Source organism: Chrysiogenia bacterium (assembly GCA_020434085.1).
Classification (GTDB): Bacteria; JAGRBM01; JAGRBM01; order JAGRBM01; family JAGRBM01; genus JAGRBM01.
On record JAGRBM010000259.1, the window covers coordinates 1 to 15,559 of the forward strand.

General features: G+C 63.5%; 19 protein-coding genes. 10 read left to right on the forward strand and 9 right to left on the reverse strand.

Annotated elements, in window-relative coordinates:
- From KDH09_08655 to KDH09_08670, 4 genes are all read left to right on the forward strand, one after another.
- A partial coding sequence (locus KDH09_08655) for an SDR family NAD(P)-dependent oxidoreductase (protein ID MCB0219749.1) occupies positions 1 to 694 on the forward strand: 694 nt, incomplete at its 5' end.
- 196 nt (positions 695 to 890) lie between these two features.
- Positions 891 to 1,499, forward strand: a complete 609-nt coding sequence (locus tag KDH09_08660) for an aryl-sulfate sulfotransferase (GenBank protein MCB0219750.1) — start codon at positions 891 to 893, stop codon at positions 1,497 to 1,499.
- 57 nt (positions 1,500 to 1,556) lie between these two features.
- Entirely contained in the window at positions 1,557 to 2,150 is a 594-nt protein-coding gene (locus tag KDH09_08665) for a hypothetical protein (GenBank protein MCB0219751.1), read from the forward strand.
- A gap of 23 nt (positions 2,151 to 2,173) precedes the next feature.
- A complete protein-coding gene (locus KDH09_08670) occupies positions 2,174 to 3,418 on the forward strand; it encodes an aryl-sulfate sulfotransferase (GenBank protein ID MCB0219752.1) in 1,245 nt (414 codons plus the stop codon).
- A gap of 17 nt (positions 3,419 to 3,435) precedes the next feature.
- On the opposite strand, the gene KDH09_08675 is transcribed toward KDH09_08670, so the two are convergent.
- From KDH09_08675 to KDH09_08705, 7 genes are all read right to left on the reverse strand, one after another.
- Positions 3,436 to 3,879 (reverse strand): DUF4440 domain-containing protein, encoded by a 444-nt coding sequence (locus tag KDH09_08675; protein ID MCB0219753.1) that lies wholly within the window; start codon positions 3,877 to 3,879, stop codon positions 3,436 to 3,438.
- A 132-nt stretch (positions 3,880 to 4,011) separates the two neighbouring features.
- A complete protein-coding gene (locus KDH09_08680; protein ID MCB0219754.1) occupies positions 4,012 to 4,449 on the reverse strand; it encodes a DoxX family protein in 438 nt (145 codons plus the stop codon).
- Positions 4,450 to 4,477: 28 nt separating this feature from the next.
- Positions 4,478 to 5,446, reverse strand: coding sequence for a succinylglutamate desuccinylase/aspartoacylase family protein (locus KDH09_08685; GenBank protein ID MCB0219755.1), 969 nt, complete (start codon positions 5,444 to 5,446; stop codon positions 4,478 to 4,480).
- Positions 5,447 to 5,500: 54 nt separating this feature from the next.
- A complete protein-coding gene (locus tag KDH09_08690) occupies positions 5,501 to 6,205 on the reverse strand; it encodes a DUF3299 domain-containing protein (protein MCB0219756.1) in 705 nt (234 codons plus the stop codon).
- Between the two features lie 5 nt (positions 6,206 to 6,210).
- Complete coding sequence (locus tag KDH09_08695) at positions 6,211 to 7,464, reverse strand: ABC transporter permease (GenBank protein MCB0219757.1); 1,254 nt, start codon at positions 7,462 to 7,464, stop codon at positions 6,211 to 6,213.
- A gap of 2 nt (positions 7,465 to 7,466) precedes the next feature.
- Positions 7,467 to 8,159, reverse strand: a complete 693-nt coding sequence (locus KDH09_08700; protein MCB0219758.1) for an ABC transporter ATP-binding protein — start codon at positions 8,157 to 8,159, stop codon at positions 7,467 to 7,469.
- A gap of 7 nt (positions 8,160 to 8,166) precedes the next feature.
- Positions 8,167 to 9,498 carry a dihydroorotase gene (locus KDH09_08705; GenBank protein ID MCB0219759.1) on the reverse strand — a complete coding sequence of 444 codons (1,332 nt, stop codon included), beginning with the start codon at positions 9,496 to 9,498 and terminating at the stop codon, positions 8,167 to 8,169.
- Between the two features lie 285 nt (positions 9,499 to 9,783).
- On the opposite strand from KDH09_08705, the gene KDH09_08710 reads away from it, so the two are divergent.
- The 4 genes from KDH09_08710 (at position 9,784) to KDH09_08725 (ending at position 12,562) form a co-directional block, all read left to right on the forward strand.
- Complete coding sequence (locus tag KDH09_08710; protein ID MCB0219760.1) at positions 9,784 to 10,929, forward strand: 3-deoxy-7-phosphoheptulonate synthase; 1,146 nt, start codon at positions 9,784 to 9,786, stop codon at positions 10,927 to 10,929.
- A 41-nt stretch (positions 10,930 to 10,970) separates the two neighbouring features.
- Positions 10,971 to 11,408: a TraR/DksA C4-type zinc finger protein gene (locus KDH09_08715; protein ID MCB0219761.1), complete on the forward strand. Its 438-nt coding sequence runs from the start codon at positions 10,971 to 10,973 to the stop codon at positions 11,406 to 11,408.
- Between the two features lie 190 nt (positions 11,409 to 11,598).
- Positions 11,599 to 12,192 (forward strand): dCTP deaminase, encoded by a 594-nt coding sequence (locus KDH09_08720; protein ID MCB0219762.1) that lies wholly within the window; start codon positions 11,599 to 11,601, stop codon positions 12,190 to 12,192.
- 88 nt (positions 12,193 to 12,280) lie between these two features.
- A complete protein-coding gene (locus KDH09_08725; protein MCB0219763.1) occupies positions 12,281 to 12,562 on the forward strand; it encodes a zinc ribbon domain-containing protein in 282 nt (93 codons plus the stop codon).
- Between the two features lie 49 nt (positions 12,563 to 12,611).
- On the opposite strand, the gene moaB is transcribed toward KDH09_08725, so the two are convergent.
- Positions 12,612 to 13,142 (reverse strand): molybdenum cofactor biosynthesis protein B, encoded by a 531-nt coding sequence (gene moaB / locus KDH09_08730; protein ID MCB0219764.1) that lies wholly within the window; start codon positions 13,140 to 13,142, stop codon positions 12,612 to 12,614.
- 220 nt (positions 13,143 to 13,362) lie between these two features.
- On the opposite strand from moaB, the gene KDH09_08735 reads away from it, so the two are divergent.
- Together KDH09_08735 and KDH09_08740 are read left to right on the forward strand one after the other, a co-directional pair.
- A complete protein-coding gene (locus tag KDH09_08735; GenBank protein MCB0219765.1) occupies positions 13,363 to 13,950 on the forward strand; it encodes a cytochrome c in 588 nt (195 codons plus the stop codon).
- Between the two features lie 130 nt (positions 13,951 to 14,080).
- Entirely contained in the window at positions 14,081 to 14,350 is a 270-nt protein-coding gene (locus tag KDH09_08740; protein MCB0219766.1) for a hypothetical protein, read from the forward strand.
- A 4-nt stretch (positions 14,351 to 14,354) separates the two neighbouring features.
- Here KDH09_08740 and KDH09_08745 read toward each other — a convergent pair.
- The coding region (locus KDH09_08745; protein ID MCB0219767.1) for an MBL fold metallo-hydrolase at positions 14,355 to 15,559 on the reverse strand (1,205 nt) is incomplete at its 5' end.

Consider the following 15,559-nt stretch of genomic DNA (forward strand, 5'->3'; position numbering starts at 1 on the left):
CGCGCTTGCCGCCGCCGGCGCCAAGGTCGCCATCTTCGACATGGCCGTCGCCAAGGCCAGGCCCGTTGCCGATGAAATCGGTGGGATCGCCGTCCAGTGCGATGTCTCCAGCGGCGAGAGCGCGGAAAAAGCCGTCGCCGAGGCGCGCGAGGCCCACGGCCCCTGCGGTATCGCGGTCAACTGCGCGGGCATCGGCATGGCGATGAAGACGCTCAACAAGGAAAATCCCCACGCGCTGAACATCTTTGAGAAAGTCATCAGCGTGAACCTGATCGGCACTTTCAACATCCTGCGGCTCGCCGCGGCCGACATGGCCACCCGCGAGCCCAATGACGAGGGCGAGCGCGGCGTGATCATCAACACCGCTTCCATCGCGGCCTTCGACGGCCAGATGGGACAGGCCGCCTACGCCGCATCGAAGGCCGGCGTTGCCGGAATGACGCTTCCGGTGGCGCGCGATCTCTCGCGCTACGGCATTCGCGTGATGACCATCGCGCCGGGCACCTTCGATACGCCCATGCTTGCACTGCTTCCCGAAAAGGCGCGTCAGAACCTGGCGGCGCAGGTCCCCTTCCCCTCGCGCCTTGGCCAGCCGAGCGACTACGCCCAGCTTGCGCTGGCGATCATCGACAATCCGATGCTCAACGGCGAGACGATCCGCATCGACGGCGCACTGCGGATGGGAATCAAGTAGCCCTCAGCAGGCTCAGGCGTCGCCCCGGAAGTGCTTGCCCGGAATTGGCACCTGACCCCCGAACGCTCCATGCTCCCGGGCATCGCCTTCATCGAGCGTTTCTTGAGCCGCCAAACTGCAAATCCAGTGGTTCTTGTTCACGCCGCCCATACAGTCAGGCTACAGTTACCCCTACCTTAAGGGGGCCGGGTTCTGGATGAGAAACACTTCCACGCGACTGGCACTGGCGGCAACCTTTCTCCTCTGCGCGCTGAGCGCCTGTCCGAAAGACGCTGTTCCGCCGTCGGTACCCGACACCTTTGTGGGCTCCCACCCCACCGAAGAATATGTCAGCCCCGGCGTCGTCACCACCTGGGACCCGCTGCGCACCAACGATGGGCTCACCATCGTCGTCGATGCCACGCAGGACATCATGTTCGTGATCGACATGGACGGCGAAGTGATTCGCGCGTTCCCGGTTTGGGATGAGGAGTTCCCGGTCTTCGACTATGCCAAGCCCCTGGACGGGGGATTGCTGGCCACATATCCGCGCATTTCACCGGAACCCGACCTGGGGAATCCGCTCAACCGCCAGCGCAAGTTTTTCGTTCTTGATGTGACCGACGGCCAACAACTCTACGACTGGTTCGGTGCCCCGATCCTCCAGCTCATCCACCACGACTACCACCTGCTTGAAAACGGTAACTACCTGATTCTCGCTTCGCCCTATCCGTTCTCCCACTGGTCGAACATCAGCGTCGCCAATGTGCGCGACGACGTGATTTTCGAGCTCGATCCCATAACCGGCGAGATCGTGTGGTACTAGAGCACCGCCGCCCACTACGACCAGCTCCCGGCGACGCAGGACCAACGGGACTTCATCGTGGACCAGACACGCGAGGACATCTTTCATACAAACTCGATCCACCCCCTGCCCGAAGCCGGCTACGACCTGGAGACGTTCCCGGAGTTCACGCCCGGCAACATTCTTGTGAGCGAGCGCGAATCGCACTTTGTCTTCATCATCGACCGCGTTACCGGCGACATTGTCTGGAGCCTTGACCATGACACGATCGGCAACCTCGGCCAGCACATGGCTCGCATGATTCCCACCGGCCTTCCCGGATCGGGAAACATCCTGCTCTTCGACAATGGGTGTTGTTCTGGATGGCCACGTACCGATCGTGGTTATTCGCGTGTGCTGGAGATCGATCCGGTCACCCAGAGCATCGTGTGGAGCTACGACCCCATGGTTCCCTTCAATAGCCCGATCCGCAGCGGCGCCCAGCGCCTGGCCAACGGCAACACCCTCATCAGCGCCTCGCAGGAAAATCGCACCTTTGAAGTCGCTCCCAATGGCGACATCGTGTGGGAATTCGTACAAACTTCAACGGAAGGCCACTACCGTTGCCATCGCGTGGACTACGAATGGCTCAATGGGGGCGAAGCCGGGCCGGTGACGCCATCGCCATGGTGATTTCGGTTCTGCAGGAGACGGGAATGAGCAGGTTGTTTCGTACATTTCTGATTGCCGCAACTCTGCTGATCGGCACGCTGAGTGCCGGATGTGACAACACCAACAACGCGGCGCTCCTTCTTGCGCAGCAGCCCGATCCAATCGCCTGGTCGAGTCCGGGATCGGTGACCTCCTATGATCCGGCAAAGGCATGGCAGGGCATCACGTTGCTTCAGGATCAGTCCCAGTCACGCCTGTTCGCAATTGCGATGAACGGCAACATCGTGGATGTGTGGGCGCCCTGGAGCGAGGAATTTTCGGCGCTGAGCTTTGCCAAACCCTATGAAGGCGGCATGTTCATGATGATGCCTGCGGTGGCACCGCCCATGCCAGGGAATTTCTTTCCCGCCAGGGAGGCGGCCCTGGTCAATCTCGATGGCACTCCCCTCTGGGAATGGTACGGGGCGCCCGGCCTTCAGATAATCCATCACGAGTTCACTCTGCTTGAAAACGGCAATGCTATGATTCTGGTTTCCCCCAAACCGGATGCCCACTTCCCGGACATCAGCCCCGAGGTCGTGCAGGACGACCTGCTTCTGGAAATCGACCCGACGACCGACGAGATCGTCTGGTCCTGGAGCACGGCGGCCCATTACTCCCAGCTTCCCTTTACCGCGATGCAACGAACCCTGATGCTCGATCAAACCATCAAAGATGTCTTCCACACCAATGCGTTCCACGTGATTCCCGACAACGACATCGACCACGGCATGTATCCCGAATTCACGCCCGGCAACATTCTGGTGAGCGAGCGGCAGACGAACTTCGTGTTCATCATTGACCGCGCCACCGGCGACATCGTCTGGAACCTCGATCACGACACGATCGGGAACATCGGCCAGCACATGATCCGCATGATCCCCAAGGGCCTTCCCGGCGCGGGCAACCTGCTTCTTTTTGACAACGGCTGCTGCGCGGGCCTGCCGGTGGCGTCACGAGGTACCTCACGCGTGCTGGAGATCGAGCCCGTCTCACAGGCCATCGTCTGGTCCTACGATCCGGGTGGTGAGTTTTACAGTGAGTATCGCAGCGGCGCCCAGCGCCTGCCCAACGGCAACACGCTCATCAGCGCCTCGCAGGATCAACGGATCTTCGAAGTGACGAGTGCGGGCGAAGTGGTGTGGGACTACCAGCAGACCGCCGCCAACGGGCACTACCGCGCCTACCGCGTGGATAGCGGCTGGCTCAGCGGCGGCGATACCGGACCGGTCACGCCCTTTCCCTGGTAAGACTCAGAGAAGACAGATCAAAGCGGTGGCGGCGGCCCAGGAATCGTGGAGCTGTGGTGGTTGAGGATCTCCCAGCCGTGCGGCGCCTTGGGATTGGGACGCAGCGTAATGGTAAAGCGCGCGGGAATTGTGCGCAGCTCGCCCTTGCTGTCGTTGTGCGTGAAGGTATAGACACCGCTCGTGCAGTAGCTCTCGACCACCTTGCGGATCTCGAGCTGGTTGAGCTCGGCCTTCAGGTTGGGAAGCGCCGTGAAGAACTTGAAGTAGTCGAGGATTCCCTCACGGGTGGTACGCAGGGTCTCCGAAAACGTCGGCCAGAGCATCCCGTCCTCGGCATACAGGGCCGTGGGGCGCTCCGGGTCGTTGTGCGAGATCTCATCCATCCAGAAGAGGATGAAGTCTTCGACTTCCTGTTTCGTATTGGCGGATACTTCGTACAATTTGTTTGCCTGGGCGCCCATGCGTCTTCCTCCTGAGCAGCGGCAATAACCTGCCCCAAGCAGGGCGCCGGGCGCAAGTGATTTCGTACGCGAAGGTGTATTTTTCGTGGCAGCGCATTACGCTTCGCACTTTTGAGCGCGGATGCGAAAAACTCAACGCGCCTTGAGTTTCTCCTCGATTCGCGGCCAGAGGGCGGCATCCACCGACCAGCGACCGGCCCCGGTAAGCAGCAATGTGAGGGCCGGCACCAGGTAGAGCAGCGCGAACTCTTTCTTGGCCCAGGGGTCGCCCCCATGCACCACGAGCACTGCCACCAGCATGGTAAATGCCAGCGGGATCGCCGCCAGCCGCGTGGCCGCGCCCAGCATGAGGAGCGCCGAGCAGCCCACCTCCGCCCCGATGGCCATTGCCAGCGCCAGCGAGGGGCTCATCCCGAACAGGCCGGGAAACTTCGGCACGACCTCGGAAAAATTCGCCAGCTTCCCCCAGCCGTGTCCGAACAGCATCATCGAGCCGATGCAAAGACGCAGCAGCAGCAGCCCGCCGTCGCGGGCCTTGTCCCTGAGTTCCTGTGAATACAACCAGTCCATGGGCAGGCGCCCCCCTCTCTCGTTTTGCTCACGTGTGTGCAATGTGAAGCACCGCTTCGCCGCGATGGACGAGCGGGTTGGTAGTCATTCCGATGATTCGTCCCGCACGACGCGCACGCATCACGGCCCGGCCCTCGCCGAACGCATCACGGATGCGACCGAGCGGCTGCCCCTCTTCGACCGGATCGCCCAGCCCCACCGTGAGACCGAGGATCCCGCTCGTGGAGGCGCGCGCCCAGTGGCTGCTGCGCGCGCGAAGCAGCGGGCCCTCCGGAGAAGGCACGTCGACACTGGTCATCTCCAGCGCGTGCAGCACGCGCAGCACACCGGCGACGCCCGCTTCGATGGCCTCCTCGTTGAAGCGCTGGGCTTCCCCCGCTTCATAGAGCAGTGTCGGAATTCCCTTGCGCGAGGCCGCCTGACGCAGCGACCCGTCGCGCTCGCCCGCGTGGAGCGTCACAATCGCGCCGAATGCCTCGGCCAGGCGGGAGGTTTCCTCATCATCGAGATTTGCGCGCACCTGCGGAAGATTGGTCCGGTTGTTTGAAGCGGTATGCAGATCGATGCCGAACTGCGAACGGCTGACCACCTCGCGCATGAACAGCGCCGCCAGGCGCGAGCCCAGCGACCCGCGCGGTGAGCCCGGGAACATGCGGTTGAGATCCCGGCGATCGGGCAGGTAGCGCGTCTGCTCAATGAAACCAAAGACGTTGACGATGGGCGTCGCGAGAATCGTGCCGTTAATGGTCTTGGAGCTCACCTCTTCGAGCACGCGCCGGATGATCTCGACCCCGTTGAGTTCATCCCCATGAATCGCGGCGCTCAGCCAGCAGACGGGCCCCTCCGCGCTCCCGTGCACAACGGTGATCGGCAGCGAAAGCGGCGTCCCTGTCGGCAGACGCGCCACCGGCAGCTCGATGCGCTGGCGTTTTCCCGCACGCACCTGCGTACCCGCAATGGTGAACGGTTCACGCGGTTTTTTGGGCGGTGGAGACATCGGGATTGATCTTACCCGCACATTCGCATGCGATGCACGAACAAAGTGAGTGCGCTAGCGCTCAAACGGTCCTCTGAGCCGGTCGCACTCCATGCTGAAGACGCCGACCAGCCAGCCGTCCTCATCGGTCTCGGGACGAACCCGCAAGGTCCCGTAAGCGGTGACCCGCATGTCCTTGTAGAGCGTCGCGCGGCGCTCCTCGCCCATGTCGGCGATCACCCACTCATCGACGTCGGGTTTGACGCCCCAGCAGCAGGCCGCGCGGCTGGGCACCATTGCGAAGCGGCGCACCCCCTCCATCGAGGCATCGAGCGGAATCATGAAGCCCTCAACGGCGACTTTTTTGCCGTCAAAGGCGAGCAGTTCGTCGGGAACTTTGAGTTCATAGGACTGGGGCGCGTCGCTCTGTTGCATCTCGAAGACGCCCGCGCGCTGGGGCTTCTCCCACTCGAAGCCGGCGAGGTAGGGGATCGGCACGCTGAGATAGCCGTTCTTGTCGGGCGCGCCCGGCGCGCTGATGCTCGCCAGGTCGGGCGTGCGAAAATCCGCGGGGACTTCCTCGCCGGGGCCGGGCCTGGGCGGCGCGTCGGCGGCGGGCTGAAGAAAAGCGCTCCCTCGCGGGATGGGGGCTGCCGGCGCTTCCATGAGGCGGCGTTCCTCGGCCATCTGCGCCTGGACGATCCACGTGACCAGTGCCGCACCCACCGCGCCCATGAGCGCGGGCTTGAGCCACCAGCCTTTTTTGGGAGTCTGTGTCATGACACTCAGGACACCGGCGTGAGGTTGCTCGCCACGTCCGTGCGATAGGCCTCATAGCCCGGCAGGAGACCGGCGAGCACGCCGAGCCCGGTGAAGCCCACCGGCACGAAGGCCAGCGCCGGGTGATAGCGGAAGATTTCGAGCACGACGCCGATCTGCTCGTGCATCAGGTTGCCCGCCAGCGTCACGATCACGAAGTAGACTCCGTAGCCCAGCACGCTGCCGAGCGCGGCGATGACGGTCGATTCGAGCACCAGCACCGAGAAGACCGTGCGCCGACGCGCCCCCAGCGCACGCAAAATGGCGAAGTCCCGCCGTCGCTGGGTGAGCGAGCCGTAGAGGCTGGCAAGCACCGACGCGATGGCCACCAGCACGACCAGATAGGCGATGGCCTGCAACACCAGATGCGCCCAGCCGATTTTCTCGAAGAGATCGCTCATCACCGCGCCGATGGGCCAGGCCAGCGTCGCGGTCTTGCCCTGCAGGTTGATGGCCTGATCGAGCGCAAATCCGTATGAGGCCGAAGTGAATTTGATCAGCACGGAGCTCACTTCCTTGTGTTCCTCGGGGATGGGCTGCGTGGGATCTGGGACAAAGGTTTCACCGCTGCCGCGCAGCACGTGGCCGGTCATGCGGTAGACGCCCTCGATGGGAATCCAGATCACCCGATCGACCGGCGTGCCGGTGGCCTTGAAGATCCCGACCACCACATAGTCCTCGGCGTGGCGCTGGGCTTCGTCGAAGTGCAGGCCGTGGTAGGGCTCGAACTCCATGCCGATCTTGAGCCCGGTGCGCCGGGCGACCGTCTCGCCGATGACGGCCTCGCGTCGGCCCGGATCGAAGGGGCGCCCGCCCGGAAGCAGCTCCAGTGTCTTGCCCTCGGCCGGCTCGAACTTCGTAAAGATCTCATCAGTGGTGCCGACAATGCGGTGCCCCTGGTAGTTGTCGCCGACGGCGTAGGGAATCGCCAGCTCCACGCGCGGATCGTCCTTGATGCGCTGGTAGATGCTCCAAGGAATGTTCCCCGCGGAAGTTTCGAGGTGAAAGACAGAATTGAGCACGAGCTGCAACTTCGAGCCGCGCGCGCCCAGCACCGCATCGAATGTCCCGGCACCAGAGGTGAAGGCGCGAAGCGCCTGCGCCTGAATCGAGAACACGGCCATGACGAGCCCGGCCGCCAGCGCAATCGAAGCGATGGCCACGCCGCTGGAGACCTTGTGGCGGCGCAGGCTGCGCCCGACCAGAAAGCCGACGCCCACTCTCACGCCACGCCCTCCAGATCGCTCACCGCGCGGTTGAGGCGCATGAGGTCCTCGCTACGCTCGAACTGCGCGGAGATGCGCTCGTCATGGGTTACCAGAAGCAGCGCCGCACCCTGCTCCCTACAGAGTTCGCGAATGAGCGCGAGCGATTCGCCCGCGTGATGGGGATCGAGATTGCCGGTGGGTTCATCGGCCAGGACGAGTTGTGGCGCCCCACAAAGTGCGCGCGCAAGCGCAACGCGCTGCTGCTGTCCGATGGAGAGCTGATTGGGAAAATAACCCGTGCGCCCGGCAAGCCCGACCCGGTCGAGCAGCTCGCGGGCGCGCGCTTCATCACTGCCCGCCCCGAACGCCATACCCAGCATCACGTTCTCAACCGCGGTGAGCCCCTGCAGCAGATTGAAACTCTGAAAGACGTAACCGATGTGCTCGGCGCGATAGCGATCACGCGCGCTCTCGCCGAGCGCGGCGATGTCCGTGCCGGCAACGAGGATCTCGCCCTCGTCGGCCTGCACGATGCCCGAGATCAGATGCAGGAAGGTCGTCTTGCCGCAGCCGCTCGTGCCGCGCAGGGCCACCTGCTCGCCCGCGGCCAATTCGAATTTGCGCACATCGAGCACGCACTGCGAGTCCCCGGCGGGGTCGACGTAGCTCTTCTTGAGCTCCGCGATCTTGAGCGCCTGCACTGCCATTGTCGTTTTAGAGGCACTCCGAGAAGCGAACGGGGGTGCCGAGCGCGCTGCCCAGAAGCTCGTCGTCGCGCATGACCACGTTGCCGCGAATGATCGTCGCGGTCGGCCAGCCGGTCACTTCCATGCCGTCGAAGGGAGTCCAGCCGCAGCGGCTCTCCATCCAGCCGTCGGTGATCGTGCCGCGCGCCTTGAGGTCCACCAACGTGAAGTCGGCGTCGAATCCCACGGCGGTGCGGCCCTTTCCGGCGATGTTGTAGATGCGCGCGGGCCCGGCGCTGGTCAGATCCACGAAACGCCGCAGCGTGAGCCGCCCCGCGTTGACGTGATTGAGCATGATGGGCACGAGCGTCTGCACGCCGGGCATGCCCGCCGGGCTCTTGGGGTAATCCTTGTTCTTTTCTTCGAGCAGGTGCGGCGCGTGGTCGGAGCCGATCACGTCCACGATGCCCAGGCGAATCGCCTCCCACAGGGCGGCCTGGTGTTCGGCGCCGCGAATGGGCGGATTCATCTGCGCGCGCGTGCCGAGCTTTTCGTAGCAATCGGGCGCAATGAGCGTGAGGTGCTGGGGCGTCACTTCCATGGTGACCAGGTCCTTGTTCGCTGCCAGCAGGGGCACTTCTTCTCTCGTCGTGACGTGCAGCACGTGGGCGCGGCGTTTGGCCTGACGCGCCAGTGCCAGCAGTCGCTTGGTCGAGCGGATCGCCGTTTCCTCGTCGCGCCAGACCGGATGGAACTTCGGGTGCGCCCCCTCACGCGCCAAATGCGCGCGCTCGCGAAGGCGGGGCTCGTCCTCGGAATGGATCGCCACCCGGCGCGTTCCGTGGCTGAGCACGCGAAGGAGCACTTCGTCGTCTTCAACCAGCAGCCCGCCGGTGGAACTTCCCATGAAAATTTTTACGCCGCTGCAGCCGGGCACGCGTTCGAGCTCGCCGAGCTGCTCGGCGTTCTCGGAACTCGCCCCCATGAAGAAAGCGTAGTCGCACCAGGCGCGCCCCTTGCCCCGGGCTACCTTCTCGGCGAGCGCCTCGGCCGTCGTGGTGGACGGGCTCGTATTGGGCATCTCGAAGATTGCCGTCACCCCGCCCTTGGCGGCGCCGCGAGTGCCGGTTTCCAGATCTTCCTTGTGTTCGAGTCCGGGCTCGCGAAAATGGACCTGGGTATCGATCACGCCCGGCAACACGTGGAGGCCGGCGGCGTCGATCTTCTCGGGCGCATCGGCCCCCGAGAGGCTTCCGATGGCGGCAATTTTCCCCTCCCGGACGCCCACATCGGCCGTTTCGGCCCCGTTGGGGGTCAGCAGGGTTCCTCCGAGGATCAGCAGGTCGTATTTCTCACTCACGGCGTCTGTTTTCTCCAGGTTCTGGGCCCATTGTGGGGAGCCAGGCGGCCCCAATCAAGGCCCGAAAGCCCCACGAATCGCCTGTTTTGAGCGATTTCGTAACGTCCGGGCAGCCCGTTTCGACTTTCATTGAACATTGACAGGGTTTCCTCTATGTTTCCCGCCCCTCGAAAGGGACCCCGAACCGGAAGGGCCGTGCGGCTATACTTGCCGGTTCATGGAAGGGTCTCGCGAGTTGAAGGGTGTCCGGGCGACAGAAATGTCGCTTCGGGCAGGAGTAAAGCCATGATTATCATTCTCAAGGACGGTTACACCAACGACTCCCCCGAGGTCGAGCGCATTCGCCAGATGGCGGCGCGCTTCCCCGGCGTGCGTTGCGATTCCCACACCATCCAGGGTGAGAGCCGCAGCGTCACCGAGGTCTACCTGCTCGGCAACACCACGGTGCTGCCCACCAAGCAGTTCGAAGAGCTCGACTACGTTGAGCGTGTCTTCAAAGTCAGCGAAAAATACAAGCAGATCGGTCGTCACGAAGGCCAGGCCGAGCCCCTGGGCTTTGAATACCAGGGCATTCGTTTTGGCCAGAACAGCTTCAATATCTTCCTCGGCCAGTGCTCGGTCGATACACCCGAGTATGTCGAGCAGACCTTCAAGACGCTCAAGAGCATCGGCATCCAGACCTCGCGCCTGGGTGCCTACAAACCGCGCACCTCACCCTACGATTTCCAGGGTCACGGCAAGGAATGCCTTCCATGGGTTTTTGAACTCGCGGGCAAGTACGACATCAAGATCATCTCCATGGAAGTCTGCGAAGAGCGCCACGTCGACGAGATCTACGAGGCGCTCGAAGCAGCCGGCAAACCCACCGGCGTGATTCTGCAGATCGGCACGCGCAATGCCCAGAACTTCGCCCTGCTCAAGGCCGTCGGTCGCCAGAGCGAGTTCCCCGTGCTCTACAAGCGCGGCGCGGGCATCACGCTGGCCGAATCGCTCAACGCCGCCGAGTACATCGCGAGCGAGGGCAACCGGCGGATCATTTTCTGCCTGCGCGGCATCAAGTCGAGCCTGGGCGAGCCCCATCGCAACTTCTCGGACTTCGCACAGATCCCGGTGGTCAAGCGGCTCACCCGCCTGCCGGTGTGCGCAGATGCCTCCCACGCGGTGGGCAAGCGCCTGATGGCCCCCGACGGCATGCTCGACATCTTCCATGTCTCGGCCCAGGGCGTGATCGCCGGCGCGAACATGCTCATTACCGAGACCCACCCCGAGCCGGCCAACGCCCTCTCGGACGGTCCGCAGGCGCTGCTGCTCCCCGAGCTCGAGCACTACGTCCGTGACATGGAAATCGTACGCAAGGCCTACGAGCAGCGCGCCGAACTGGCACGCAAGTTCGGTCAGGAAAAACAGGAAAACCAAAGCGCCGCCTCCTGAGTCCTTCGTGACTTCCGGACCCGACGCATGGAGTAAATGAAATGCCCGCATCGAAGACTGCAGCCAAGACACCCAAGAAGAAGACCAAGAGCGATATCGATCCCGATACCGGTCTGAGCAAGAAGGACCTCGACGTCCTGCGTGAGAAGCTCAACGAAGAGCGCGAAGGCGTGCTCAAGCGGCTCAACCGCCACACCGAGCAGGCCTCGGGTGGTGACGACATGCCCGCCGACGAAGTTGATCAGGCCTCGCTCGTTACCGACCAGGCCTACCTGCTCAAGCTGGCCGACAAGGAGCGCAAGCTGCTGGCCCAGATCGACCATGCGCTTCGAAAGCTCGACAGCGGCGAGTACGGTATCTGCGAGGGCACCGGCGAGCCCATCGGCAAGAAGCGCCTGATGGCCCGTCCCTGGACGCGCCACTCCATCGCCTACAAAGAGCAGCTTGAGCTCGAACAGAAGGGCGTCGGCCGCCGCTAGGGGCCCCCGCACCTCAACAAAGACCGCATGGGGCGGGGCCGATTGGCCCCGCCCTTTTCTTTGCCGATTGCCTCGCGCGCCCAGTGCGGGTATTGATCGGCCTGCATCAGATTTTGGGTCCCCCAGGCGCTGCGTGCCCCCAACCGGGCGCGGGTGGCGCCCAGCCGGACCCGCATGGGGAGAGCGACACATGGGTGTGAAACCGGATCACTGGATCGAAAAAATGGCGCGCGAGCACGGCATGATCGAGCCGTTCGAGCCCGGCATGGTGCGCAAGGTCGGCGAAAACAAAGTCATTTCCTACGGCGTGTCGAGCTATGGCTACGACGCTCGTTGTTCGCCTGAATTCAAGGTATTCACCAACATCTACTCTTCGGTCGTGGACCCCAAGGCCATCGATGAACGCGCGATGGTCGATGTCAATGCCGATAGCTGCATCATCCCGCCCAATTCCTTCGCGCTCGCCCGCACGGTGGAATACTTCCGCATCCCTCGCGACACGCTGGTGATCTGCCTTGGCAAGTCCACGTACGCGCGCTGCGGAATCGTGGTGAACGTCACTCCGCTCGAGCCCGAGTGGGAAGGTCACGTCACGCTGGAGTTTTCCAACACCACGACGCTGCCGGCACGCGTCTACGCCAACGAGGGCGTGGCCCAGTTCATCTTCCTCGGGGCCGACGGTGCGACCGAGTATCAGGGCAAGGACGCCCTGTGCAAGACGTCCTACAAGGACCGCGGCGGCAAGTACCAGGGCCAGCGCGGCGTGACCCTGCCCAAGGCTTGAGCCCTTGTCAGAAACGCCGCACGCCTTACATTGAGGTATGATCGTCGGAGCGCCCCGGCACGGGCGCTGGCGAGCGCGAGAGAGCATCATGCCGACCTACGAATATGCACCGGTCTCGGGCAGTTGCAAGATCTGCAACGGTCGCTTCGAGCGCACCCAGAGCATCCACGACGATGCACTGACCACCTGCCCCATCTGCAACCAGCCCTGCAAGCGGCTGATCTCCGCCGTTGCGGTCTCCAAGACCGCGGGCGACCTGCTCAGCAACAAGCACATCGGCCAGGCCGGATTCACCAAGTATCAGAAAGCCGGTGACGGCGTGTATGAGAAAGTGGCCGGCGAGCAGGGCCCGGACATCATCAAAAAATAGCAGGCGGTCCGCTGCCTTTAGAGAGATGGGCTTGGCGCGCCAAGCCCATTTATTTTTCTTTGAGCCTCGGCATCAATTCCACAAAATTGCACGGCTGGTAACGGCTGTCGAGCTGGTTGGCGAGAATGCCGTCCCAGCCGTCCTGGACCGCGCCGCTCGAGCCCGGCAGGGCGAACAGGTAGGTGCCGGCGGCCACACCGGCGGTCGCGCGCGACTGGATGGTGGACGTGCCGATCTTCTCGTAGCTGATCCAGCGAAAGAGCTCGCCAAATCCGGGGATTTCCTTTTCGCAGACCGCGGCGAAGGCCTCGGGCGTGACGTCACGACCCGTGACGCCGGTTCCGCCGGTCGTGATGACGGCATCGACCTCCGGATCGGCGATCCAGGCACGGAGCTGGGCCTCGATCTTCGCCTTGTCGTCGGTGATGATCTCGCGCCGGACGACCTTGTGGCCTGCCCCCTCGGCGCGCTCTACCAGGATGGCGCCGGACTTGTCGTCTTCGAGGGTCCGGGTATCCGAAACGGTCAAAATGGCGATCTGGACCGCCTGAAAGGGCTTGGATTCGTCGATTCCGGCCATGGTTGGGCTGCCTCCACGCAAGTGCGCGTCGCGCTCACTATGCACCGCCGCCGCCGGGCGCTCAAGTGGCCCCGCCGGCCTTGCCCGGGGGAGCGCCCGGTGTTGCCACCTCGGGAAAGTTGGGCTAAGTGACCCCCGCAACGCTGCCGGGGCCGATCGGGGGATTTGCCGGGCAGCGATTCTTCATCAGTTCGGAAAATTGATACAGGAGAGAGAATCCATGAACCGCATTTCTGCCACATTCGTGATCGCCGCTGCTCTTTTCGTCGCAGCCTGCAGCTCGCCCGAGAACAACCGCCCGGCCCCCTCGCCCTCCGGCACCGCCAAGAGCGAGCCGATGAAGGCTGAGAAGCCTGCCATGGAAGAGGCCGCTCCGGCCGAAGCCGCCATGGAAGAAGCCGCCCCTGCCGAGGGTGAAGCCGCTGCGATGGGTGAGACCGCCGCCGCCGAAGCCACCGAAGAAGCTGCCGAAGCCACCGGCGCCGCTTTCGGCCCCGGAAGCCAGGACCCGGCCAAGGTCGCCGCCGGTCAGAAGATCTTCCAGACCCGCTGCGCCACCTGCCACGGCAAGGACGGCCACGGTGACGGTGTGGGCTGGTCCGACCCCAACAAGAGCCCGCGCAACTATCACGACATTGAATGGCAGAAGAACACCACCGACGAGCGCATCATCCGCGTGATTACCCGCGGCGGCGCCGCCAACGGTCTTGACGCCCGCATGCCGGCCCACGCCGACCTGCGCAGCAACAAGGAAGCCCTCGAGGGCCTTGTTGCTTTCATCCGCGAGATGGGCGACGGCAAGATGTAAGTCGTCTCGAATCCGATTTCGAGCGAAAAGGCCGCATCCCTCAGGATGCGGCCTTTTTCTTTCTAGGCAACTCGTTTGACCCGGCGATGCCCGCTGGCATACGAACCCCTCAGCAAGGAGCCCCACCGTCATGGACATGGAACTCGAGGAAATCCTGCGCAAGCGGCGCGATCACTGGCTCAACATTCTTGAGACCGCAAAGGTTCAGGAAAAAACCGAAGTCGTGCACATCGCAGAGATCTTCATCGCGCGCACCGCCGGCATGACGGCGATGCTCTCCGGGCGCGACCCGCTTCTGATCGTTGAGGCCTTTGAAAAGCAGGCCGAAAAGGCGCTGCGTGAGGTAACCGGCTTCGACTTCGACGCCGTTGAAGCCATGCGCGAAGAGGAGAGCCACTGAAAGATCAGTGCAGCTCGAACTCGTCCCGATACTCCGGGACGTAGGCATCCCACCCCAGTTTTTCTTCGATCGTCTGCCGCATGGTGTCGGCCGCTTGCGGCTCACCGTGGGTGACGAAGGTCCGGCGCGGCGCGCGCGGCATCTGCTGGAGCCACTCGATAATCTCGTTGCGGTCGGCGTGGGCCGAGAGCATGTCGAGGCGTTCGACCTCGGCGTGGATCTCGTAGTAGTCGCCGTGAATCTTGAGTTCTTTTGCCCCGCGCAGCATCGCATCGCCGCGGGTGCCGCCCGCCTGGAAACCCGTAAACAACACCGTATTTTTGGGGTCTCCGACGAAGGCCTTCAGGTGGTGCAGGATGCGCCCGCCCGTCGCCATCCCCGAGGCGGAGATCAGGATCATCGGCCCGTCCTTGCGGTCGAGCTCCATGGAGTCTTCAACCTGCCGCGCATATTTCACTGCGCCGAATACATCGCGGCACTGCTGCTCGCTGAGTTTGTGGGCCTGCAAGTTGTCGCAAAACACGGCCGTGGCCTCGATGGCCATAGGTGAATCGATTGCCACCGGCACGTTGTCGATGCGCCCGGCGCGCTTGAGCTCGGAAATGTAATAGAGCAGCGACTGGGTGCGTCCCACGGCGAAGGCGGGAATCACCACCACGCCCCCGCGCCGGGTCGTGCGGTTGATGACTTCTTCAAGTGCGTCGAGCGGATCGATCGCAGAGTGCAGGCGGTCGCCGTAGGTGGACTCGACCACCAGGTAGTCGGCCTGCATCGGCGGCTCGGGCTCGAGCATGACGGGATCGATCTTGCGACCAAGGTCGCCTGAGAACAGGATGCTGCGTCCCTCATACCGAAGGATCACCCACGCCGCACCCAGGATGTGTCCGGCGCGGTGGAACTCGGCAGTGAGCCCGCCGCCCAGATCGACCTTCTCTGCAAACTTTACATTTCTGAACAGCGAGATCGCCGCCGCGCCCTCGGCCTCGGTATAGAGCGGCAGCGCCGGCGTGTGCTTGGAGAATCCGTGTTTGTTGGCGAACTCGGCGTCGCGTTCCTGCAGGTGCCCGGAATCGGGAAGCAGGATCTCGCAGAGCTCGCGCGTGGCGACGCTCGTCCAGACCGGTCCCTTGAAGCCCCGGCGCATGAGCAGCGGGATGTAGCCGCTGTGGTCGAGGTGCGCGTGGGTGAGCACGATTGCGTCGATGTGTC